Raw genomic sequence first — 21,408 nt, 5'->3', positions numbered from 1 at the left:
AGGAGAACCCCGTTATGTCCAACTTTTTAAACAAGCTTAAACAGGGTGTGTCAGATGCGGGCAAAAAAGCCCAGCAAACCGTGGAATCCACGACATTAAAGTTCCAGGTGTCATCCAAAGAAAAGGATATCGAAAAAAACTATACTGAAATCGGACGCATCGTGTACCGATCCCTTGAGACGGAGTCCAGCTTTATTCCGAACGCGGAGTTTCAAAAGTACAGGGAGTCCATTCTTGGCCTTGAACTCGAGATCGAGGAACTGAACAAGAAGATTCAGCATCTGCAGAATCTCAAAGAATGCGGATGTGGAAAAATGCTGCCGGCAGACGCATCCTACTGTCCTTTCTGCGGACAACAGTTTCAAACCGTCGTCGTGCAGCCCGCAGCCGTGCAAGCTTCTCACACAGACAAAGCGGCTTTCTGTCCGCGCTGTGGCGAGCCGGCAGCCCATGGCGATCATTTCTGCCGCGGGTGCGGCTTCCAATTAAGCGAGTAAGATGAAAAACCGCCTTTCCTTCCTGGATAGGCGGTTTTTCGTATTCATCCTATTATTGCTTGCGTTTGATGGCGTAGAACGAACTGGTTTCTTCCCATCTCTCGCCAGGTTCAAGCCCTATAAGGCCAATTTCCTCCGCATTCATTCCGGAGATATTCGGTGCGTTCACCAAATTGATCTGCGGCTCCGGACAGAAGAACTTGCCTCCGGCGCCATTGTTCCATATCATCCAGTGTTTGTAGGCTGTGCCAACATCATAGACGAATACATCGCCTGTACGTTGATCCGTCAGTTCCATCCGGTTGCGTCCATCCTGGGGTACTGCCGTATAATGGTTATCCATCGATTCGAAATATGGACTTACGCCCGTGGTCTTCATCTGCTCTTCCGCAGGACTCAGCGGTTGGAAAGCACCTGTAGGCAGCATCCGCTCGCTCATTTCCCGGCGCTGGCCGATCGTGACTTTAAAGGAATAATCGGATGCCTGGCTGCCAGGTACGAAAGGAGCGTTGATTGTTGTATGGAACGCCAGCAGATTCGGCATGCGCTCTTTGCCATCGTTTGTCACCGTGACTTGCTGCTGAAGACCTTTCCCGCTCAGTGTATAACGAAGCGTTATCGTGAACTCAAACGGGAAATACTGTTTATACAGATGTCCGTCCCGTACCTGCTGGGAAAGGACAACCACGCTCTCATACTCATCGCCCTTGAAGTAATCGACCTTCCATGGCAGTTTGTGCATAAATCCATGAAGATGATTGCCGCGGTCCGTTTCGTTCACGGGAAGCTCGTAAGTCTTGCCCTCCCATAAAAACTTTCCTCCATCAAAACGATTCGGCGGAAACAAAACCGGAATACCGTAAACCCCGGGATTGCCTTTGAAATCCTCCATTTCATCTGCCTCCGGTTCACGCAAATACCGGTAACCGTTCTCAAGATCACGAAACAGGATCAAATTAGCGCCCAGTTCGGGCAGAACTGCCGCTTCATATTGACCGTGCTTAAGCCAAACCGCATGTTCCCCATTAAAATCGCCATTGTATGCTGCAAATTGTGTCTCCATGATTGCCTCCTCTTCAGGTATCGTAAAACCTATGCTTGTAATAATATAACATGTTACGCAGGCCTGCGAAAACGATATTAAAACAAACTCCTGCACTTCTCTATGAAGAATTACGACCTATGACGGCTGCGTATTTTCCGGATTGGAAACAAGGAGCACGTCCAGATCACGCGCCAGACGGATCAGCTCGCGGACCACCTTACGGCGTCGGAGCGTTTGACCATATACCGCCTGCCCAACGATGATTTGCGTTGCTTGCACCGCGTTGGTCTTGCTCATGACATGACCGGGAACTTCTTTCCAACCGTCTAACGTCGTCACTTCAAAAGAGCCTCCGAAACTCTCCGTAAGTTTGCGGCAGGCATCTATTTTCGAAAGTTCTTCTTCCGTCGCTGCATGTTTTGTTTGTATATAGCTGACATACCAAGTGGCTTTCAAGCGGTACGCTATGCGGAATCCCCGTCGGATCAAACGCTCGCTGTTAGAGCCGGGCAAAATGCATACATAAATCGCTTCCTCTTTTCTCCAAGGCCCCCTCAGTGAAAACTTCCTTTCCCAGGCTTCCAGTCTCTCATCGACATCATCAGCAATTTCACGCAGAGCAAGCTCGCGTAACGCGATCAAATTACCGGTTTTGAAAAATGAACTTAGTGCCTGCTCCACTTTCTCTGCGGCATAGATCTTGCCGTCTCTCATTCGCTGTTGGAGTGACTGAGGGGTAATGTCGATCAGTTCAACCTCATCTGCCATGGAAAGGATATAGTCAGGAACCGTTTCGCGCACGCGTATGCCGGTTATTTGTTCTACAGCATCATTCAGGCTTTCCAGATGTTGAACATTGACCGTCGTGATTACCGAAATCCCATGCTCTAACAGATAAGCAATATCTTCATATCTTTTCTTGTGGATACTGCCGGGGACATTGCTGTGCGGGAGCTCATCCACCAGAACCAGCTCAGGATCTCGTGAGATGATAGCTGCCGTATCCATTTCTCGCAGTACCGTACCTTTGTATGGGATTTGTAGCGCAGGCACCGAATCAAGATCCTCCACTTGGGAGGCAGTCTCCGCACGTCCATGTGTTTCCAGCCAGCCAATGACTACATCGATACCCTTATGCAGACTTTCATTCCCCTCCATGAGCATCGTGTACGTCTTGCCAACGCCCGGAGCAGAGCCGATATAGATTTTAAACCGTCCACGTTTAATACGTTCTACCTTCTTCTCGATCTCTTCCTGGCTGAGCCGGTGGTACCACTCGCTCTCATCCCGCTGTTGTCTGCGTGTCGGCAAGATTCTCGGTTCGCCTTGGGCCGTGCGATCGGCTACCCAGAAAATATCGATGCCTTTTGCCCGTTTCAATATTCCATCCGTCACGGACCCCTGCCAAAATTCCTCCCAGCGGCTTTTTTTGGAATGACCAAGCACGATGCGCGTCACTTTTTTCTCCACTGCATACCGGATTAACATATCGGGAAATTGCCGGGTTGAACGCAGAGAAAGCTCTTCCATCATGGCATCCGTCTTCTTCGCCATCTTTTGCAGGGAACGCTTGAAGGCTGAAGCTTCTTTCGTAAGCTTTCTCTTTTCAAGCATAAAAATAACAACCAGCAAATCCCCGTTCAACCGCTTCGCGATCTGCTGCCCTCTGCGGATGTAAATCGAACCATTCCAGTGGTACTGTGCCGAAACCAAGATCCGTTCAGAAGCACCGGACGGTCCGAGCAAGCCTTGTTCTTCCCTATGTTTCTCCAAGGTGGTGTTGACATCCTCCGCCACCAATCGCAGAGACAATTCGCGGAGCACGGCCAGATCCTTGCGGGTGAACAGCCCCTTGTCCATGCTCAGCTCTAAATGCCCCTCCTCCAATCTGTTAATCAACGTCTCCGGGGTAACATCGATCAGTCTCACTTCATCGGCGATGTTCAACGTTTCAAGCGGTACCGTTTCCCGTGCCTGCATTCCCGTCCATTTCCTGGCCAGGTCATGAACGCCTTCAAGCTCATATACATTCAGCGTCGCAATGACGCTAATCCCTTTTTCAAGCAAATATTCAATATCCTCCAGACGGTTTGGAAAACGGGCCTCTCTGCGATTCCGGTGCGCCAGCCCATCCACAAGGACCACTTCCGGATTTCGTGCGATCAGTCCTTCCAGATTAAGATCCTTGGTTTCTTTGCCCTGATCCATCCAATGAATGCTTGGTACACGCTCCAGATCAGCCAGCTGCTTGACCGTTTCCGGACGCTGGAGCGTGGATACCGCACATATGACCACATCGATCCCCTGGCTTTGCAAAATCTGACCTTCCCTCAGCATATGATAGGTTTTGCCGCTGCCGCTGACAGCCCCAATGATAATTTTGAGGTTGCCCCGCTGAAGCTTTCTAATATCATCCAAAATCTGCTCTGGTGTTTTTCTTTTATATCCATCCATGATTTCCGTCTCCCCTACATCCAGCTCTTGAGGTGAATCGTAAGCCGGAATGGCATTTAAGTAAAATCCGTCATGCATGATTTGTGGCATGTAGTACGGAATATTCCGAAATATCGACTTTTTGCCAAGGGAAAAACATATATTTGGAACGTTAACTCGTTATTGCTTGATTTATCGCATCTTTATCGCCTGTTCCTCAAAAAAAATTAATGCCAAATATTAGGCCATGTATCCAGAAATATTGTAAAATAGAATGTAAGTGAAAAAACAGAAGACGGGGGTTTCGGGAAGGGGAATACCATGTCCAATATGATCAGACTGCTAGCAACAGCAGATTTCAGCGATATCAGTCAGGATCTGCAGGAAGAGATATATTATGAATATTATGATTTTGCATATGGCATGATTTTCTATATTATTAAAGATCACGCGGCAACCGAAGATATCATACAGGATTCGTTCATTAAAGTCATCAAGAACAAGCCCGTTTTCGAGAACGAGGGCAAACTGAGAGCATGGCTCAAAGTCGTCACCAAAAATACCACCATTAATTATTTGAGAAAAAATAAAAACTACCGTAACCAATTGGATGTTGAAGGTGTTTTTATGTATAAAGAGGAAATTCCTCAATCTCCCGTATCGGTAGAAAATACGGTAGAAACCAAGCTAATCGAAGAATCTATCATGGAATACCTGCAGCTTTTAAAGCCTGAATACAGAGTTTTACTCCAATATCGCTGGAAGCAAGGGCTGACATACAAAGAAATATCAAATTTGTTGGACCTGAGTGAAGATGTCGTCAAGCAACGTCTCTTCCGCGCTCGGGAGAGTATCAAAAAAATGCTGTTTAAAGAGTGGGGGATTAAGGATGAAAAGCGAAAAATATGAAGAGTGGTTTAATGTCGCTTTCGACCGCGCTGTTTCTTCATCCTCGTTAACGTCCGATGAAAGCAAACGAGCATCCTGGAAAAAGGTTCAAGAGCAGCTCGAACAAGTGAACCATAAACGGAAACGAAGACGCCGTATTCAACTTAGCGGTATCGTGGCTGCTTCTTTTTTGGCCGGAGCCATACTGTTTAGTCCACCGGGTGTGACAAAGGCGATCTCTCCTATCGTAAAATCCGTTGTTGATTTGGGCGATGGAATGATCAGCATTATTATCAGAAACGGTGACACGCCGCAAAGTCTGGTAACACCGAAAACGGAGAATCCTGAGAAGACCCTGGGCCAGGAAAACGAAAATGATAATTTTGCCCGTTTGGAGTGGTCTGAAGAAAGGAAAAGCGAAAGCTCACCTCTGCAATTGGAGGACGCAAAATCCAAACTATCGTTTGCTCTACCTGATATAACACAGGTACCTCCCGAATATCGTTTTGACAGTTACACTATTTCTTACCCATCCGAGAATGGAAGCAAATTTGACCGGATCTCGCTGAAATACGTCGATAAAGAGAAACATAATCTTTGGATTGACATGATGAAATTAAAAACATATCAGTCCACCATGACAACCGTTCCCAAAGATACGGAAATGATACAGTTGGGCGATGATGAGTTATACTTTAGCCCTGGGGTATATAATCAGCTAATAGGAATGCATCAGACGGTTATGATTCAAATTGGCAGTGATCTGCCGAAGGATGAATTGGTTCGGGTGTATAAAGATTTCCTGAAAATCCAATAGATATAATTAAAGCGGCAAACTGAGTCAGTTTGCCGCTTTTGTTATGATTAATATGCCAATACCATGCCTGAATATTCAATGCTTTGCTCATAAAGTCCGCCTTTATTGATCGAATGCGTGCAGGCAACTCGATAATAGAAGCCTTTCACCCCGGTAAACATGGCATCCCCAAATACATAATCGGATGAACTATTTGTAAATGTAGTGCTGGATACATCAACCCAGCTTGTCCCGGTGTATCGTTGAAGCGTTACATAGGCTTTAATCGTATCTACAGGTGATGATGCTCTGGTATCTGCATTTACGCTTAGCTGGCCATTGCCAACTGCTGAAATATACGCGCCCCCTGCTGCTAGATATTTAAAATTACCGGTGATACTAAGAGTGTTGAATTCTTGAGGTGGAGGTGGTGTCAGAGCGCCAGGCTCGTTCACTGCAGAAGAAGTAGAAACAATGTCGTCGGCTGCGATGGATTCGGCTCCTGCTCCGGTAGCCAGCATCATGCTGAGTACGGAGACAGCAGCGGTCATGGTTAAAAGTTTACGATAATTAGAATTCTTCATACTTTCACCTGTCCTTTAATTGGGTAATATTGGAATACACTACTTATAACGTTTCAGAAGCAGACAAGTTGCGACATATTCAAAGATTTTTTTTGTTTATTCGCTTTATTTCATTCTCCTCTCGCTCTTACATGTTGTAAAATAATAAGAATATATGTTCCAGGGAGGGATACATTTGATTCTAAAAAACGAAAAAGACATCATTCAACTCGTTCGAGATGATGCCTGGATGATGGATATTCTTCATGCCGCCAAAACTTTAAAGCTACCGGATTGGTGGGTGTGCGCAGGTTTTGTTCGTTCGAAAATATGGGATGTGCTGCATGGTTTTACTGAGCGTACCCCGCTTCCAGATGTAGATGTCGTTTATTTTGATCCCGGATGCTGTGATGAAGCCATTGAGAAGGAACTTGAAAGGGCTCTGTTCTCCATTAATCCCCATATCCCTTGGTCGGTAAAGAATGAAGCCCGCATGCATCTCATTAACAATATGCCTCCTTTTACTTCATCCGTGGATGCCATTGCGAACTTTTCCGAAACAGCGACGTCCCTAGGAGTGACCTTGGATGAAAACGACGAGCTTAAACTGACCGCACCGCATGGAGTTCAAGATGCGATCCATATGATCGTAAAGCCTACCCCCTACTTTCTCGAGACTCAAGAACATGCACAAATCTATGAACGACGTATCTCGAAAAAGAATTGGAGTACTACCTGGCCTAACGTGAGAATCGTACATATTCAATAGACAATCGATAAATACGGCAAAAAGGCATGGTCTCATTGGACCATGCCTTTTTCATATGAACCCGCAAGTTAATTATACCAAATGACAGGCTACAAAATGGCCTGCACCCGCATCGCGGAAAACGGGTACTTCTTCCTTGCATCTCGCAACCGCAAACGGGCAGCGTGTGTGGAATTTGCAACCACTTGGCGGATCGGCAGGGTTTGGAATGTCTCCCTTTAAGACAATCCGTTCCCGCTTCAGCTTTGGAATCGGAATCGGGACGGCCGACAATAACGCTTTGGTGTATGGGTGCAGCGGATTTTTGAAAAGTTCATCCCTTGACGCGGTCTCCATCATGGAACCCAGATACATGACCCCGATCCGGGAACAGAGATGCTCTACCACGCTGAGATCATGAGAAATGAACAAGTACGCAAGCTCCCGCGTTTCCTGAAGCTTGCGGAATAGATTTATAATCTGGGCTTGAATGGATACGTCCAAGGCAGATACGGGTTCATCCGCAATGATCAGATCCGGATTCAAAACCAGCGCACGCGCAATGCCGATCCGCTGACGCTGGCCTCCCGAAAATTCATGTGGAAAACGATCAATATGATACGATGATAAACCACATGATTGCAAGACATCAAGTACTCGGTCGCGGATCTCCTCTTTCGGCACAAGACCATGATCCAGAAGCGCTTCACCTATAGCATCCCCTACCCGAACTCGCGGATTAAGGGAACTGTACGGATCTTGGAATATCAACTGCATGCTTGGACGAATCTTGCGAAGCTCTTGGGGAGACAATGTATACAGATCCACGCCTTTGAACTTTATCTCGCCCTCTGTCTTTTCAGTCAGCCGGACGATCGTCTTGCCAACGGTGCTTTTCCCACTTCCCGACTCCCCCACAAGTCCGAACGTTTCACCCTTTTGAATCGAAATGCTGATATCATCGACTGCTTTCACATGGCCGATGGTCCGGTTTAGCAACCCTTTATGAATCGGAAAGTATTTTTTCAAATGATTGACTTCAAGCAAAGTTTCAGCCATGAACAAGCGCCTCCTCATACAACCAGCAAGCGGCTTTCTGCTGCAAAGCGACTTCCTTCAGTTTGGGCTGTTGGGTTCTGCAAATGTCCATGCAGTGCTCGCAGCGGTCATGGAAATAGCAGGATTCCGTCAGTTCAAGCGGATTAGGTACCTGCCCTGGAATGGAGTACAGCTCATCCTGGCGTTGATTTAGTACCGGTTTCGATTTCAGCAAGCCTTGCGTATACGGGTGTTGGGGTGACTCGAACAGTTTGACGACCTCACCCTCTTCAACGATTTTCCCCGCATACATGACGATAACATAATCCGCCATCTCGGCCACAACGCCGAGATCGTGAGTGATCAACATGATGGACATGTTGGACTGTTCCTTAAACTGGCGGAGCATATCCAGAATCTGTGCCTGAATTGTCACATCGAGCGCGGTAGTCGGTTCATCGGCAATGAGCAGTTTGGGATTGCTGGAGATAGCAATCGCTATCATGATTCGCTGCAGCATCCCTCCGCTCAACTCATGCGGGTAGGAATCCACGATTTGTTTCGCTCTGGAAATCCCCACCTGCTCAATGAGCTGAATCGCCCGCTCACGCGCTTCCTTCTTACTTAATTTCTGATGTATGATCAGTGGCTCCATAATTTGCTCTCCGATTTTCAGCACCGGATTCAACGAAGACATCGGTTCCTGAAAAATCATTGATATATCGTTTCCGCGGATCGTCCGCAATTCATTTTTGGTTAATTGTAGCAAGTCTTTGCCGTCAAAATGGATTTGGCCGTTGACTACCTTGCCGCCCGGCTCTTCCACAAGCCCCATGATGGACATCGCAGTCACACTCTTGCCGCAACCCGATTCCCCGACAATGCAGACGATTTCCCCCTCACGAACACGCAGGCTGACATCGTCAACAGCCTTGACCTTTCCGCTTTCGGTGTTGAAATACGTGCTGAGATGGTCTATTTGAATGAGATCTTTCATCGGAAGACTTTCACCTACCTCTTCTGTTTAGGATCAAGAACATCCCGCAGCCCATCACCGAAAATATTAATCGCAATCACGGTTGCGAAAATAGAGAAGCCCGGAGGAATCCAGAGCCAAGGATGTTCCTGAAAATCGATCAGGTTATTCGCAGCATCGATCATATTGCCCCAGGTGGGAGTTGGCGCCATGACGCCCAGACCGAAGAAGCTAAGCACCGACTCGCTGAGAATCGAGCCGCCGATATTCAATGTGGCAATGACAATGAGCAATGGGACGATATTGGGAAGCAGATGGTTAAACAATTTGCGACGGTCGTTAAGTCCAAGAACAACCGCAGCCTGCATGAATTCGCGCTCACGCAAGCTCAGCATCTGTCCACGGACCATCCGCGCAAGCCCCGGCCAGTTCACAAAACCCAGCATGAACATGACGATATACATTCTGTATTCTGTGGGCACCTTCCAGTCCGATAATAACGCCCCGAAAATAAACAGCAGCGGCAGTCCTGGAATGGTCAGCAGTAAATCCGCAATTCGCATGATGACTTGATCGGCAACCCCCCGGTAATAGCCGGCGATAGCTCCGAGAAGCGCTCCGATAAACACAGACAGTACCATGGACGCGAGTCCAACCGTCAACGAAATGCGGCCAGCCTGCAGCACGCGCGTCAGAACGTCCCTTCCAAGCGCATCGGTCCCAAGCCAATGCTTGATGTTCGGCGCCTTATTCATCACAGCCATGTTCACCTTATTGTCTGTGTATGGCGAAAAGAAAGGCCCGACAAAACAAGCCAAAAACATGATAATAACAACCACTAGTCCTGAAATGGCAAGTTTATTCTTCATAAGCCTGCGCATCGATTGCCCAAACAGGGAAGAAGATTTCGTACGGGGCTTCGTCCCCCCGACCGCCCCAGGCAGCGGAGTGCTGTTCAGTGACATGAAATATTTCCCCTTTCTTTAATGCAGCCGCACGCGCGGATCGGCAATATGATACAACACGTCGGAAATGAGCGTTCCAATGACTGTCAGTACGGCAAGCAGCATGGTAAAGCCCATTAATAGAGGATAATCCCGCAGACCGAAGGATTGCATGTACAGTTGGCCGATCCCCGGCCAGTTAAAAATCTTCTCAATAATCAGAGAACCGCCGAACAAAGCCGGAAGCTCGAATCCCACCAGTGTAATCGCAGGCAGCAGCGCGTTGCGCAGGGCATGCCTGAACAGGACTTTGCCTTCTTTTAATCCTTTGGCACGGGCCGTGCGGATATAATCCTGTTTGATGACATCAATCATATTACTGCGGAAGTAACGCGTCAGAGAACCTACCCCGAGCAGCGTCATAACCACGACCGGCAGTGTCATGTGCTTGATGACTTCTTTGGCGTAAGCCCAGCCTACGGCGTTGCTTCCCGTGGTTAGCATGCCTCCGGGCGGGAGCCATTTCAGGTCCACTGCGAAAATCTTAATCAGAAATAAGCCTATGAAAAAGGATGGCAGCGACATCGCCGCAAAAATCAAAACCATGACAAGCGTGTCAAACCATGAATACTGCTTATAGGCTGACACGACTCCGATAATCACGGCAATGAGCCAAGTCAAAAACGTAGATACGGCCGCCAGTAAAAATGAATTCCAAATATATTCGTTGAACAGCGTTAATACCGGCTTTTGCTGCGCCAGGGAGTAGCCAAAATCGCCGTGCAATGCATTTTTCATCCATATGCCATAACGTTCCAGCATGGGCTTGTTCAAGCCGTAAATCTCTCTGAGCTCCGCTTTGCGTTCAGGAGTCAGCTTGATATTGTTGCTGATAAAATCCCCCGGCGTCAGCGCATACAAACTAAATATCAGCAGTGATGCTGCCAGCAGGATGATCAACATGTAACTGATCCGTTTTGTTAAATAAGCACTCATCATTAGCCTCCTAATCGCATTGTCCCCCGTCCGCAGTAAAGCTGCTTTCGGACGAGGGACGACATGTGTGCTGGATTATTGTGCCGGCTTCAGCGACCAGTCCGGAAGACTGTTTGCCAGACCAACAAACGGGCTAACGGCCAGTTGATCGATCCGTCCATTATAGCCATAGACGGTCTTCTTATAGCTGGTAAAGATAATCGGAAGTTCATCGTTCAGAAGCTGGTAGATCTCTTTGTATATTTGTTTGCGTTCTTCAATGTCCGAAGTGGCCAAACCTTTTTCATACAGCTCTTTCAGTTTCGGATTGTCGTATCCCTTAATCTCACCATCCAGGAACTGTACCAGTCCGTCTGAAGGATCCGTCAGCATCGGCGTCGAGAAGGATACGAGGTCGTAATCTCCGCTTTCCACTTTAGATACCAGCGAGTTAAAGTCTGCAAACACTTCTGGCTCGAATTTCACGCCGATTGCCTGGAAGTTTTCCTTCGCGACCGCAATGAAGATATCCGTTTGTTTGCTCTTCGAACCCAGGAAGTGTATCACTAGCTGTTTACCGTCTTTCTCGCGGATACCGCCCGCCCCTTCTTTCCATCCGGCTTCATCCAAAAGCTGTTTTGCTTTTTCCGTATCGAATTTGTAAGGGTTGATTCCGTCTTCCGTATACGACCAAGAAATCGGGGATGATGGAATGTTGGCAACCGAACCCGCACCTTGGTTAGCATCTACAAAAATGCTTTGACGGTCCAGTCCATAGGTCAGAGCCTGACGGACCTTTTTGTCCTTTAATGCTTCATGTTCCAGATTCACTTGCAGATATCCATAAGTGCTTGGCGTATATGGAATGATGTTTACGAATCCAAGGCTTTTCAGTTTATCGATATTTTCTGTCGTGGCACTGAATGAAGCGTAATCCACCTCACCCGTTTCGAGATACTGCCAGGTGTCGCCCTCAGCGGTTTTGTAGATGAAATGTTCTGTTTTCGGTTTGCCTTTGTAGTAGTTCTCGTTCGCCACAAAGCGTACTTCCTGCCCCGGAACGAATTTCTCAAGTTTATAAGGTCCGTTGCCTACCGGGTTCGAATGAAGTTTTTTGATATATTCCAGTTGGCCAAACTTATAATCTTTACCGTAGTAGGCTTTGGACAAGACTTTATCGCCTAACATAACGAGTGCGGTAGCGTTTGGTTTATCCAGCGTCACGGATATCGTCAGCGGATCGATCACTTTAATGCCGTCGACGCTCTGGGCCTTGCCTTCTTTATAAGCTTGAGCTCCCTTTACGGGAAGCGTTGGAATCATGGAGTCGCCGTCATAGGACTTGTCGAACAAAATGGTCCATGTGAATGCCACGTCATCTGCGGTCAATGGCGATCCATCGCTGAATTTCAAATCCTTGCGGAGATGATATGTATAAGTTAACTGGTCATCCGAAACATCCCATTTCTCCGCCAAGTCCGGGATTGGCAACCCCTTCTCATCTACGGTTACCAAAGAACTGAACAGAAGGGAATTCACGTTGCCGTCATAACCGCTCTGGGTAAAATATGGCGTAAACGCCCCGCTCGGATCTGTCAAACCAACGATGATCGTATCCGTACGCTGCTTTGCTGCCGATGGAAGCTTAGCCATATCCGCTGCGCTATAAGGTTCGGTAAGTCCCGAATCCCCTGCAGGAGTCGAAGCCGGCTTATCTTGTGAGCCTTGCTCGGTTTGAGTTGTGCTCGTGCCCGATGATGCTGTTTCTTTGGAATCGGAGCAAGCAGAAAGGAGCAAAGAACCAACAATCATTAATGATGTTAATAAGTAAACGCCTTTTTTCATGAAAAACCTAACCTCCCAATTTTTCGCCTTATCTCACATATCCGATAAGTTAAGTATGATTTGACTCGTTTTTTATTAATTATAGGGAGCAATTGGAGTTCTGTAAATAGAGAACTGCAAAATATTTTCAGAATTAAATTCACTGTTCTTGTTCCATAAAAAAAAGACCCCCTGATTGCATCCAAGCAATAAGGAGGTTCCATACATTCAAATAATATGAAATACGGCAACTATTCTGCTTCAATATAACGAAATAACCGGTCTTGCAGCTGATTCAGCGCTCTATTTCTCAAACTGTATTCCGTCAGGTTCTCGCCTTCAAAATGCGCATACAAAACCCCGGCGCTCCGAAGCTTGGAAATGTGATCATGGGTAATGCCTTTGGAAATTTTCAGGTGTCCGACAATCTCCGTAAACGTTCGGGGGCCTTGATGCAGGAATCTCAGAATTTTGAGCCTATTCTTTTCGCCGAGACTGCGAAGCAAACGAAGATCATGCGTTGGAATCAGGTCCTTGTCCCCCAAATAAATGCGCGCGTTATAATGGCAGATGATTTGGTTCCCGTATTGGTTCACGATATTCAGAGGCTGAAAATGATACTGCGGCACCAATAACAACTCGTTGATCCCTGGGAGGGGTTTAAAAAGCATTCCATTGGTCGTCTCATCCACAAATGCTTCTCCCGAATTGTCTGAAAGTTGAGAAAGCCTTGCTTCCTTCTCTTGTTCCAAAGCATGGAGTATCGCAGGATCCACATCCTTAAAATATTGTTCATTCCACTGTTGGAACATGGCTAAAATTCTGTTTCGGAAGGATTCGATCTCTTCCTGAGGGAATTCATTCCCATTCGTTGCGTACAGTTCGATCAGATCATGAGTACTTAAATGCTCCAGCCAGATAAGAAAACCATCGACCCCCAGTCCCTCCGGAACGAGAAACGCGAGCAGATAGGCGAATCTCCAGTCTCCATTGACTAGCATATCGTCCAGAGTCCGCGCGAATTCGGGTGTAAGACTTTCTTTCGTCTCTTGGGCCCAACAGGGAGCTAGATCTATTTTCTTATGAGACTTACGGCATATGTATGAATGTAGGCTATTCATGAATTCATGAACGGGTTCAAACTTTAGATCTATGGAATAACTCAATCTGCATCTTCTCCCTTCTATCTGTTTCACTGTCTCCATTATAGCGTGAACACTTTAAAGCATTCCACTCTTTTCAAATGAGGCAAAACGAAAAGACACGATGCAACATGCACCGTGCCTCTTTTTATATATTATACTTTATGCGCCCGCTTCCTCCACCATTAATTGCGGTTTCAGCAGCTTGATCCTTGCTATGCGCTTGTGATCCGTTTCTTCCACTATGAAAATATGACCATCGAGCTCCGCCGATTGACCCTTTTGAGGAGGGATGGCTTCGATACGGGAATACAACCAACCGCCGACGGTGTCGTAATCAGTCGTATCGAGCTCAAGTCCAAACCGGTCGTTCACTTCATCAATGAGCATTAATCCGTCAATCGAATATTCATTCTCATGAATCTTTTCAATGCCAGGACGTTCCTCATCAAACTCATCCTGGATTTCGCCGACGATTTCTTCCATAATGTCTTCCAGGGTAACAAGCCCGGATGTGCCGCCATATTCATCAATCAGGATGGCAATCTGGGTCTTGCCCCGCTGCATCAGCTTCAGCAGTGCGCTGATCTGAATGGATTCCGGTACAGCTAGGATTGGACGAATCAAAGTATTGTATTCAGTCGCAGTGGAACGCAGCAAATCTTTGATATGAATAAATCCGATAATGTGATCTTTATCGCCATCGCAAACCGGGTAACGGGTTCTCATGCCTTCATAGGCAATTTCGAGATTCTCTTCGCGTGACATCTGCGTGTTCAGACAAATCATTTCCGTACGGGGGATCATGATCTCGCGGCCGGTCGTTTCGGCAAAATCGAAAATATTATCAACTAGTGCTAGCTCCGTATTATCAATGAGTCCGTTTTTATTGCTTTCCTTCATCAATACCCGAATTTCTTCCTCAGTATGGGCGGAATCGGATTCCGATGCGGGAGCGATGCGCAACATGCGCAGCAATGCATTGGCGAGTCCGTTGAGCACCCAGATGAAAGGATACATTAGCTTGTTAAAATACACCATTGGAGCCGCTGACATCAACACAACGGATTCCGCTTTACGGATCGCCATGGATTTAGGTGCGAGTTCTCCAAGCACGATGTGCAAAATGGTTATCAGGATGAAAGCGATGACGACGGCAATGCCGTGTACAGCAGCTTCTCCAAAGCCCAAGGCATGAATCAGAGGTCGAACCAAACTTGCTATGGCAGGTTCTCCAAGCCATCCAAGTCCGAGCGATGCAAGCGTGATGCCAAGCTGGCAAGCAGACAAATAGGCATCCAGGTTATTTACGATCTTTTGCGCGAATAAAGCGCCTTTGCGTCCTTCGTCAACCAACGTTTCCACGCGGCTGCTCCGGATTTTCACCATAGCGAATTCCGCAGAAACAAAAAAGCCATTCAGTATTACCAATACCACTACCCAAATCAAATTCATCAAACTCGGTAAGGGGTCAGTCAATCGTCTTCCTATTCACCGTATTTCTTAACCGGCAAATAGGTACACCTCCTTCGTATAGTAAAGTTGTAAGACATGCCAAGCATGTATGAAGGAATCAGCATCAACTTCCCAATGGATCCATCTCCTGTCTCTGTGTATTATTTTGGTACATATCTTTAATTATATAATTATACACTACACAGTCAAACGGCAAGGTATGACTGTATATTACAGCGACCCGTTGTTTTTTTAAGCAAACATCCGGTTAACAGGCTAAAAGAGCCGTCCCCTGTCATTTATGACAGCAAAGACGGCCATTTCGGCTTTTTATAGCAAATTATTTATTAATGCTGTGAACTATGTTGTTAACGTCCCTGTCCAGGATTTCCGATAACACCTGGATATTGGTAAATCAGCGGTTCGTTAAATGTAATGTAATCCAGATTGAGCGTCAGCAAAATAATGCGCTGGCCAGTCGATCTTTCGGAGATAATAATGTGATCGCGACCTGCGGCTTCAATCACGCCGGTGAATATTTTTGCATTCCACTGGGAGTTATTTTCATAGGTCATGTAAAAGGTTCCCGTCTTACCCAGATTCAGTCGCAGGATATTCTCGATGTAGGATTGCTCGAATTGCTGCTGTGGCGGGGCTTGCACAACCGTCCCCATTGGACCCATCGGACTGCCGCTGGTCACTTGCGGAGGGATCGTCCCCTGGCCGCCCATGCTTCCCATCGTCATGCTTCCAGGCATGCCCATGCCGCCACCGGATATACCAGGATATCCATTTCCCATATTATAACTGGCCGGGCGAAAATGTTGAGGCATCATTCGTTAAAAACCTCCTTATAAGTACGTTTCCAATCAAACTTACGTAATTAAGGTGTGTTTCATACGTCTTTCCATTCCAATGAAACATGGTTTTACTCAGTATACATTCGGGCAATCCGCACTCGTGGGACTAAAGAAGCAATGTGCCTTAAACCGTCCCGTATTCTCCTGGTTATACCAGGTTGCCGGGCATTCGGCTGTGGGACGGAAAAACCATAATGCATTCGAAGCCGGCCAATACCGTTCGCCATTGATGGCGCGTTGTGCGAGCCTGATATCCGAATCCCTAGCCTTTTGATAGAAATACCCCTTCTGCGGGGCTTCAAAACCGCCTGGACTTTGGAAGACCATATCCTGAATACTGCGGATATTGTTGAAATCCAAACAATTTCCCAAGATACGGTTCACACCGACGTTTCCAACCATCAGCATGCCAAGATTTCCTTCTCCCTCGGCTTCAGCCCTCATCAAACGAGCGAGCAGTCTGGTTTGCTCCGAGTTCGTTTTGATAACAGCCAAGATCCTACCTCCCTGCATGATTGATTTTCATTATAAGTGTATGTGCATTCGCCCAGTTGAGTGACAACAAATCTTGCATACTTGTACTTTATTGCGACAGAATTTATGCTCTCTTGACAATTTGACTAAAATGGAATGAAAGCTTTACACCCGTCTGACTCCCCCAAAACACCTGGACCTTATACTGATGACGATTGATAAACATTCATCCGTAAAGCGAGGTCGTTCATCCCCATGGAGAAAAACATTTCACTTGTTTCCCCGCTCCCGCGGGAAAGTTCCCGACAGGAAGGCATTGCTTCGCTTCGGACAAGCCGCTGGAAGGAAAGAGCTTTAGCCTATTTCTTTTTGGCACCTTCGTTGATCCTGTTCGGAATATTCCTCTTTTTTCCGCTGCTCAAATCCGTCTACCTTAGTATGTTTTTAACAGACCCGCAAGGCAGAGTCGCTTCCTTCGCAGGAGCAGACAATTTTACAAATATCCTGACCTCTGAAGTTTTTTACAACAGCCTGTGGATTACAGTCAAATTCATACTTCTCACCGTACCGACCGGCGTCGTCGCCGCACTCTTGCTGGCTGCCATTTCGATTCCGAAACTTAGGCTCACTAAGCTGTTTCAATTCTTCTTCTCTCTGCCGATGGCCGTATCCGTAGGTACTGGTTCCATCATCTGGATGGTGTTGTACCATCCAACCTTAAGTATCCTCAATTATGCTCTAAGTCTCATCGGGATTTCCCCCATCGCCTGGTTGACCGATCCCAAATGGGCGTTGCTGTCCGTGGCTTTGATGACTGTATGGCTCAACCTCGGATTTAACTACATTGTCATGCTGAGCGGCATGCAAAGCGTGCCGGAGGATCTGTACGAGAGCTCCAAAATAGACGGTTCAGGTCCATTTCGTACCTTTTTCCGCATTACGCTTCCTTTAATCTCTCCTTCACTGTTTTTCATCGGAGTCGTATCGATCATCAGTGCATTTCAATCCTTCGCCCAAATTAATATTCTGACCAAAGGCGGGCCTATGAACAGTACCGATGTGCTCGTGTACAACATCTACCAGGATGCGTTTATCAATTACCGGTTTGGTATCGGCAGTGCGCAGGCTTTGATCCTGTTCGTGCTGATTACGCTGCTGACGATTGTCCAATTTAAATTCGGCGAAAAGAAGGTGCATTACCAGTGAGCATTCGAGCTGTCAATCAGACCATCCTTTATGTCCTGTTGAGTGTTGCTGCGCTACTGATACTCTTTCCCCTTCTTTTTACCTTATCATCCGCTTTTATGAGCAGCGCCGAATCGGCTACGTATCCTCCAAAGCTGATCCCATCCGGAATGCATTGGGACAACTTTCTTCAAGTGGTGGAGACGGTTCCCGTCATTCGGTTTATAACGAATAGTTTTGTCGTTTCCGCCGCCATTATGGTGGGGCAATTAATCACGGCCAGCATGGCTGCATATGCTTTCGCTTTTCTGCGATTTCCGGGTAAAGCCATGATCTTTTCACTATTCCTGTCCACCATGATGATTCCATGGGAAGTCACGATGATTCCTAATTACCTTACTGTCCGAAGCTGGCACTGGCTTGATTCCTATCAAGGCTTGATCGTACCTTTTCTGGCCTCTGCGTTCGGAACGTTCCTTCTAAGACAATACTTTCTTCAACTTCCGAAGGAGCTTTTCGAAGCCGCGAAAGTCGATGGTTGCGGACAAATCCGTACTTTCATTCAATTGGTTCTGCCGCTGTCCACGCCGTCATTGGCTACGCTCGCCGTATATTCGTTTCTGACCAACTGGAGCAATTATTTGTGGCCGCTCTTAATCACGAATAAAGAAAGCATGCGTACGGTGCAGATTGGCATCGGCATGCTCCAATTTGAGGAAGTAACTGCCTGGAATGTGGTGATGGCCGGTATTGTCATCATGCTTCTTCCTTCGCTTATTCTGTTGATTGCAGGTCTGAAACCTTTGGTTCGCGGCATTACGGCTGGAGCATTAAAAGGTTAATAACATTAATGATTAAAGTTATTAATTTAATTCTCAGCATTGTTATTCGTGTTGTCATTACAGACTCCGCTTGTCGCGGCAGCTTGTAATTTCATCATAAAAATCAATAAATCAAAAGGGAGAGAAGAGAAAAAATGAAACCATTTGGAAAGAAAACATTGGCCATGCTCCTGCTGTCCTGCATGATGCTGGTCGCCGCGGGCTGCGGCTCAAACGGCTCGCCTACCCAAGAGGACACTGCTTCTGCAGCTCCGGAAACTTCATCCAAACAAGAAGAACCGGTCAAAGTGGTCTGGTGGCATTCCATGAGCGGGGATGTCGGCAAAGCGGCCCAGCAATTGGTCGATGAGTTTAATGCCGAGCATAAAGATATTGTCGTACAAGCGGAATATCAAGGAAAATACGACGAAAGCTTGAATAAGCTTAAAGCTTCTCTGGGCTCTGATAGCGGTCCCTCCCTGATCCAGGTCTACGAAATCGGCAGCCGCTTCATGATCGACAGCAAGGCGATTACGCCGGTTCAGCAATTTATTGATGCAGACAAATATGATACTTCCAGGCTCGAACCTAATATTCTGAACTACTATACATTCGATAACAAGCTCTACTCCATGCCTTTTAATACTTCAAACCCTATTCTTTACTACAACAAAGATGCTTTTAAAGCAGCTGGGCTTGATCCCGAAAAGCCTCCAGCGACCTATGAAGAGGTTGCCGAAGCTGCCAAGAAACTGACCAAGTCCGGACAAGCAGGCGGTTCATTTGCCATCTATGGCTGGTTCATGGAGCAGCTGTTTGCCAATCAAGGGGCCGAGCTTCTCGACAACGGCAATGGACGCACGCAAGCAGCCACCTCTTCCCTTCTAGGAAGCGATGCCGGTGTTAAGACGCTGGACTGGTGGAAGAGAATGGTCGAGGAGAAATCCATGCTTAATTTGGGGCGCAAAACCGATGATACCTCCAAAGCTTTTGCTGCCGGCCAAATCGCCATGACTCTGGATTCCACCGCATCCCTGCGCAGTATTGTTAAATCTGCCGAAGGCAAGTTCGAAGTCGGTACAGGCTTCCTGCCTAAAGCAGACGCGAATGTCAAAGGCGGTGTCATTGTAGGCGGAGCTAGTAACTGGATTCTGAATAACCGTCCAGAAGCTGAGCAAAAAGCCGCTTGGGAATTCATAAAGTTCTTGGCTGAACCCAAATCCCAAGCCGAGTGGCACATCAACACAGGTTACTTCCCGATCACGCAAAAGGCATATGACGAGCCAATCGTTAAAGAAAATATGACTAAATATCCTCAGTTCCAAACCGCTGTGGATCAGCTTCACCAAACGACTCCAAGCCTTGCGACGCAAGGAGCCGTGATGGGCGTGTTCCCTGAAGCCAGACAACTGACGGAAACGGCAATCGAGGAAGTCCTGAACAACAAAAAATCATCCAAACAAGCGCTGGATGATGCTGCCAAAGCCATTACAAGTAAAATCGAAGAATACAATAAAACGGTTAGCAAATAAACAGCATCTCTAACACCCCTTTTCATCCATTTCAAAAAGGGGTGTTTTATTTTATGCAAATTAAGTTAACATAACTGGTGTTATGTCAATTATTCTTCTGTTAAAGCACTTGTATTCGTCAATTCATCAATCTGATTGATGATCAAGCTTGCAAGAACCTTTAATGATTTCGGATCCATAGCGGCGTCATATTCTTCCCATACCTCATCACGGATCCGTTTCACATCGGATAACAAAGCGATAGAATTTTTCATAAAGGAAGTATATCTGGCGCGGATTTCTGCAATTTCATCGGCAAATGCCTCATCTGTACCTTCTTTGATCGCCAATTCATACACGTCGAGAATGCGATCGCCTTCGCGGCTAGGAAAATGCTCATGCGGAGCTGTGCTGTCGAAGATCGCCAGACTTAGCTCCGGAAAAATGAGCATATCCAGACTGTTCGGATCAAAGCCGCAGTGGTAAATTTCCGTATCAATACCTCTTGTTTCCGCTTCCTTTGCCAGCTTTTTGAACATGGTGGATTTACCCGAGCCCGGACGTCCCTTCACAAAAATACGCGTTCTTAACGAGTCCGTTAGATTGGGAACGTAATCAACTGCCCCCTGCCATGTTGCAGCACCCAAGAAACGCCGGGTAATTTTCGCCCCTTTGGAACGTACAGGAATCAGATATTCATCCGCAAAATCAGAGGTAATACGGTTCGCTGCTTCCCGATCCAGATTATCGATGTAGAACTTCTCCCATTCGTCGTGTATGCGGAGTGTTCTTAAGAAAGATTCATACGCATTTTTATAAAGTCCGGCCATTTCCTGCTCTTGCTCCACCGTTCCTGCTTCCGCTTCTTCCAAAATCTCACTGCGGAGAGCCTCGCTTATGTCCACAATACGAATTTCCGTTCCATCCAGTACCGGATCCGCGCTCCAAGCATTTCCGTCTACGATTCCAATTCGTGCTTCCTCCAGAATAATCCCTTCAAGCCGTTCGTTATCCAGCGTTTCATGTATATAGTGCTTGGTCCAGACGTTATCTCTCCATGCTTCTGCCAACTTGCCGAGCAGCTCAGACGTTCCCGATCCACTCCGCCCGTTGATCACGAATACGGTGTCCAAGCCACTTAACACGGAGTCATACAGCGTATATAACCCCTCAGCTGTATTACCACGTGCAAAATAATGCTTAACTTGACCTGCCATTCGAATTCACGCTCCT

Annotated in this window: 20 protein-coding genes; 7 read left to right on the top strand and 13 right to left on the bottom strand. The window is 46.9% G+C overall.

Features of this window, described 5'->3' with window-relative positions; translation table 11 throughout:
* Window positions 1–14: 14 nt before the first annotated feature.
* The gene (locus GRF59_RS01930; protein WP_160495983.1) at window positions 15–497 is read left to right on the top strand and encodes a double zinc ribbon domain-containing protein; all 483 of its coding nucleotides are present in this window, start codon (window positions 15–17) and stop codon (window positions 495–497) included.
* Between the two features lie 52 nt (window positions 498–549).
* Here the strand turns inward: GRF59_RS01930 and GRF59_RS01925 are convergent, their stop codons facing one another.
* Together GRF59_RS01925 and GRF59_RS01920 are read right to left on the bottom strand one after the other, a co-directional pair.
* A complete protein-coding gene (locus GRF59_RS01925) occupies window positions 550–1,560 on the bottom strand; it encodes an aldose 1-epimerase (protein WP_160495982.1) in 1,011 nt (336 codons plus the stop codon).
* 117 nt (window positions 1,561–1,677) lie between these two features.
* The gene (locus tag GRF59_RS01920) at window positions 1,678–3,996 is read right to left on the bottom strand and encodes a histidine kinase (RefSeq protein ID WP_160498074.1); all 2,319 of its coding nucleotides are present in this window, start codon (window positions 3,994–3,996) and stop codon (window positions 1,678–1,680) included.
* A 300-nt stretch (window positions 3,997–4,296) separates the two neighbouring features.
* Between GRF59_RS01920 and GRF59_RS01915 the strand changes: the two genes are divergently transcribed.
* Window positions 4,297–4,884 (top strand): RNA polymerase sigma factor, encoded by a 588-nt coding sequence (locus GRF59_RS01915; RefSeq protein ID WP_160495981.1) that lies wholly within the window; start codon window positions 4,297–4,299, stop codon window positions 4,882–4,884.
* Window positions 4,865–5,680 carry a hypothetical protein gene (locus GRF59_RS01910; protein ID WP_160495980.1) on the top strand — a complete coding sequence of 272 codons (816 nt, stop codon included), beginning with the start codon at window positions 4,865–4,867 and terminating at the stop codon, window positions 5,678–5,680. The genes GRF59_RS01915 and GRF59_RS01910 overlap by 20 nt, the downstream gene beginning before the upstream one ends.
* Window positions 5,681–5,727: 47 nt before the next feature.
* Here GRF59_RS01910 and GRF59_RS01905 read toward each other — a convergent pair whose 3' ends face one another.
* On the bottom strand, window positions 5,728–6,243 hold the full coding sequence (locus GRF59_RS01905) for a hypothetical protein (RefSeq protein WP_160495979.1): 516 nt from the start codon (window positions 6,241–6,243) through the stop codon (window positions 5,728–5,730).
* Between the two features lie 175 nt (window positions 6,244–6,418).
* On the opposite strand from GRF59_RS01905, the gene GRF59_RS01900 reads away from it, so the two are divergent.
* Window positions 6,419–6,991: a nucleotidyltransferase family protein gene (locus tag GRF59_RS01900; protein ID WP_202128467.1), complete on the top strand. Its 573-nt coding sequence runs from the start codon at window positions 6,419–6,421 to the stop codon at window positions 6,989–6,991.
* Between the two features lie 72 nt (window positions 6,992–7,063).
* Here GRF59_RS01900 and GRF59_RS01895 read toward each other — a convergent pair whose 3' ends face one another.
* The 9 genes from GRF59_RS01895 to GRF59_RS01855 all read right to left on the bottom strand — a co-directional run bounded on the left by GRF59_RS01895 (window position 7,064) and on the right by GRF59_RS01855 (window position 16,679).
* Complete coding sequence (locus GRF59_RS01895) at window positions 7,064–8,029, bottom strand: ABC transporter ATP-binding protein (RefSeq protein WP_160495977.1); 966 nt, start codon at window positions 8,027–8,029, stop codon at window positions 7,064–7,066.
* Window positions 8,022–9,005, bottom strand: a complete 984-nt coding sequence (locus GRF59_RS01890) for an ABC transporter ATP-binding protein (protein WP_160495976.1) — start codon at window positions 9,003–9,005, stop codon at window positions 8,022–8,024. Before GRF59_RS01890 ends, GRF59_RS01895 begins: the two co-directional genes overlap by 8 nt.
* 14 nt (window positions 9,006–9,019) lie before the next feature.
* Complete coding sequence (opp4C, locus tag GRF59_RS01885; protein ID WP_160495975.1) at window positions 9,020–9,949, bottom strand: oligopeptide ABC transporter permease; 930 nt, start codon at window positions 9,947–9,949, stop codon at window positions 9,020–9,022.
* An 18-nt stretch (window positions 9,950–9,967) separates the two neighbouring features.
* A complete protein-coding gene (locus GRF59_RS01880) occupies window positions 9,968–10,924 on the bottom strand; it encodes an ABC transporter permease (RefSeq protein WP_160495974.1) in 957 nt (318 codons plus the stop codon).
* 75 nt (window positions 10,925–10,999) lie between these two features.
* Window positions 11,000–12,748: an ABC transporter substrate-binding protein gene (locus GRF59_RS01875; RefSeq protein ID WP_160495973.1), complete on the bottom strand. Its 1,749-nt coding sequence runs from the start codon at window positions 12,746–12,748 to the stop codon at window positions 11,000–11,002.
* A gap of 230 nt (window positions 12,749–12,978) precedes the next feature.
* A complete protein-coding gene (locus tag GRF59_RS01870; protein ID WP_237391586.1) occupies window positions 12,979–13,728 on the bottom strand; it encodes an ArsR/SmtB family transcription factor in 750 nt (249 codons plus the stop codon).
* Between the two features lie 303 nt (window positions 13,729–14,031).
* The gene (locus tag GRF59_RS01865) at window positions 14,032–15,324 is read right to left on the bottom strand and encodes a hemolysin family protein (RefSeq protein WP_160495971.1); all 1,293 of its coding nucleotides are present in this window, start codon (window positions 15,322–15,324) and stop codon (window positions 14,032–14,034) included.
* 368 nt (window positions 15,325–15,692) lie between these two features.
* Window positions 15,693–16,160: a spore coat protein GerQ gene (gene gerQ / locus GRF59_RS01860; RefSeq protein ID WP_202128466.1), complete on the bottom strand. Its 468-nt coding sequence runs from the start codon at window positions 16,158–16,160 to the stop codon at window positions 15,693–15,695.
* 96 nt (window positions 16,161–16,256) lie between these two features.
* Window positions 16,257–16,679, bottom strand: coding sequence for a cell wall hydrolase (locus tag GRF59_RS01855; protein ID WP_160495970.1), 423 nt, complete (start codon window positions 16,677–16,679; stop codon window positions 16,257–16,259).
* Window positions 16,680–16,913: 234 nt separating this feature from the next.
* Between GRF59_RS01855 and GRF59_RS01850 the strand changes: the two genes are divergently transcribed.
* The 3 genes from GRF59_RS01850 (at window position 16,914) to GRF59_RS01840 (ending at window position 20,196) form a co-directional block, all read left to right on the top strand.
* The gene (locus tag GRF59_RS01850; protein ID WP_160495969.1) at window positions 16,914–17,864 is read left to right on the top strand and encodes a carbohydrate ABC transporter permease; all 951 of its coding nucleotides are present in this window, start codon (window positions 16,914–16,916) and stop codon (window positions 17,862–17,864) included.
* A gap of 2 nt (window positions 17,865–17,866) precedes the next feature.
* Window positions 17,867–18,685, top strand: a complete 819-nt coding sequence (locus GRF59_RS01845) for a carbohydrate ABC transporter permease (RefSeq protein ID WP_423802944.1) — start codon at window positions 17,867–17,869, stop codon at window positions 18,683–18,685.
* 134 nt (window positions 18,686–18,819) lie between these two features.
* On the top strand, window positions 18,820–20,196 hold the full coding sequence (locus tag GRF59_RS01840; RefSeq protein ID WP_160495967.1) for an ABC transporter substrate-binding protein: 1,377 nt from the start codon (window positions 18,820–18,822) through the stop codon (window positions 20,194–20,196).
* 89 nt (window positions 20,197–20,285) lie between these two features.
* Here GRF59_RS01840 and GRF59_RS01835 read toward each other — a convergent pair whose 3' ends face one another.
* Window positions 20,286–21,392: a hypothetical protein gene (locus tag GRF59_RS01835; protein ID WP_160495966.1), complete on the bottom strand. Its 1,107-nt coding sequence runs from the start codon at window positions 21,390–21,392 to the stop codon at window positions 20,286–20,288.
* Between the last annotated feature and the right edge of the window lie 16 nt (window positions 21,393–21,408).

The organism is Paenibacillus dendrobii (genome assembly GCF_009807035.1).
Classification (GTDB): Bacteria; Bacillota; Bacilli; order Paenibacillales; family Paenibacillaceae; genus Paenibacillus_AQ; species Paenibacillus_AQ dendrobii.
This window is presented reverse-complemented; position numbering and strand designations above follow the sequence as displayed.

Coding starts and splice junctions, on each gene's coding strand:
- GRF59_RS01930 (WP_160495983.1), top strand. CDS start 15: ATGTCCAACTTTTTAAACAAGCTTAAACAGGGTGTGTCAGATGCGGGC.
- GRF59_RS01925 (WP_160495982.1), bottom strand. CDS start 1,560: ATGGAGACACAATTTGCAGCATACAATGGCGATTTTAATGGGGAACAT.
- GRF59_RS01920 (WP_160498074.1), bottom strand. CDS start 3,996: ATGGATGGATATAAAAGAAAAACACCAGAGCAGATTTTGGATGATATT.
- GRF59_RS01915 (WP_160495981.1), top strand. CDS start 4,297: ATGTCCAATATGATCAGACTGCTAGCAACAGCAGATTTCAGCGATATC.
- GRF59_RS01910 (WP_160495980.1), top strand. CDS start 4,865: ATGAAAAGCGAAAAATATGAAGAGTGGTTTAATGTCGCTTTCGACCGC.
- GRF59_RS01905 (WP_160495979.1), bottom strand. CDS start 6,243: ATGAAGAATTCTAATTATCGTAAACTTTTAACCATGACCGCTGCTGTC.
- GRF59_RS01895 (WP_160495977.1), bottom strand. CDS start 8,029: ATGGCTGAAACTTTGCTTGAAGTCAATCATTTGAAAAAATACTTTCCG.
- GRF59_RS01890 (WP_160495976.1), bottom strand. CDS start 9,005: ATGAAAGATCTCATTCAAATAGACCATCTCAGCACGTATTTCAACACC.
- opp4C (WP_160495975.1), bottom strand. CDS start 9,949: ATGTCACTGAACAGCACTCCGCTGCCTGGGGCGGTCGGGGGGACGAAG.
- GRF59_RS01880 (WP_160495974.1), bottom strand. CDS start 10,924: ATGAGTGCTTATTTAACAAAACGGATCAGTTACATGTTGATCATCCTG.
- GRF59_RS01875 (WP_160495973.1), bottom strand. CDS start 12,748: ATGAAAAAAGGCGTTTACTTATTAACATCATTAATGATTGTTGGTTCT.
- GRF59_RS01870 (WP_237391586.1), bottom strand. CDS start 13,728: ATGCTAGTCAATGGAGACTGGAGATTCGCCTATCTGCTCGCGTTTCTC.
- GRF59_RS01865 (WP_160495971.1), bottom strand. CDS start 15,324: ATGAATTTGATTTGGGTAGTGGTATTGGTAATACTGAATGGCTTTTTT.
- gerQ (WP_202128466.1), bottom strand. CDS start 16,160: ATGATGCCTCAACATTTTCGCCCGGCCAGTTATAATATGGGAAATGGA.
- GRF59_RS01850 (WP_160495969.1), top strand. CDS start 16,914: ATGGAGAAAAACATTTCACTTGTTTCCCCGCTCCCGCGGGAAAGTTCC.
- GRF59_RS01840 (WP_160495967.1), top strand. CDS start 18,820: ATGAAACCATTTGGAAAGAAAACATTGGCCATGCTCCTGCTGTCCTGC.
- GRF59_RS01835 (WP_160495966.1), bottom strand. CDS start 21,392: ATGGCAGGTCAAGTTAAGCATTATTTTGCACGTGGTAATACAGCTGAG.